Genomic DNA, 661 nt, shown 5'->3' on the forward strand with positions numbered 1-661 from the left:
GGTGTGGAGGGCGGAGGCCTGGAGGGTGGCGGCGACGGTCAGTTCCAGGTTCTCCCGGGCGAGGGAGGGGATGAGGTACTTGTCGGAGATGACCTCGCCCTGTTCGGTGACCTTGATCTCGCCTTCGAGGGTGCCCCAGGGCTGGGCGAGGATGGCGTCGTGGGTGGGGCCGCCGCCGCGGCCGACGGTGCCGCCGCGGCCGTGGAAGAGGCGGAGGCGGACGCCGTAGCGGTGGGCGACGTCGCGGAGGCGGCGCTGGGCGCGGTGGATCTCCCACTGGCTGGTGGTGATGCCGCCGAACTTGGAGGAGTCGGAGTAGCCGAGCATGACTTCCTGGACGTCGCCGCGGAGGGAGACCAGGCGTCGGTAGGAGGGGTCGGCGAGCATCTCGTCGAGGAGGCGGTCGGCTTCCTTGAGCTCGTCGGTGGTCTCCAGCAGGGGGACGATGCCGATCTTGGCCCAGCCGGCGTGGAGGTCGACGAGGCCGGCCTCGCGGGCGAGGACGGCGGCGGCGAAGACGTCGTCGGCGCCCTGGCACATGGAGATGATGTAGGACTCGACGACCTCGGGCCCGAACTTCTCGAGGGCTTCGCGGATGGTGCCGAAGACGCCGAGGGTCTTGGCTCCGGCGGCGTCCAGGGGCGCGGGGCTGGGGGCGAGG

1 protein-coding gene is annotated in these 661 nt (G+C 71.7%); it reads right to left on the minus strand.

Going from position 1 to position 661, the window contains the following annotated elements; all coding sequences use genetic code 11:
* Positions 1-661, minus strand: a 661-nt coding sequence (locus tag K6I33_RS35500) for a phosphoenolpyruvate carboxylase (protein WP_229358899.1), incomplete at both ends; no start/stop codon positions are given.

Origin of the sequence: Streptomyces sp. UNOB3_S3 (assembly GCF_020740895.1) — a bacterium.
Lineage (GTDB): Bacteria > Actinomycetota > Actinomycetes > Streptomycetales > Streptomycetaceae > Streptomyces.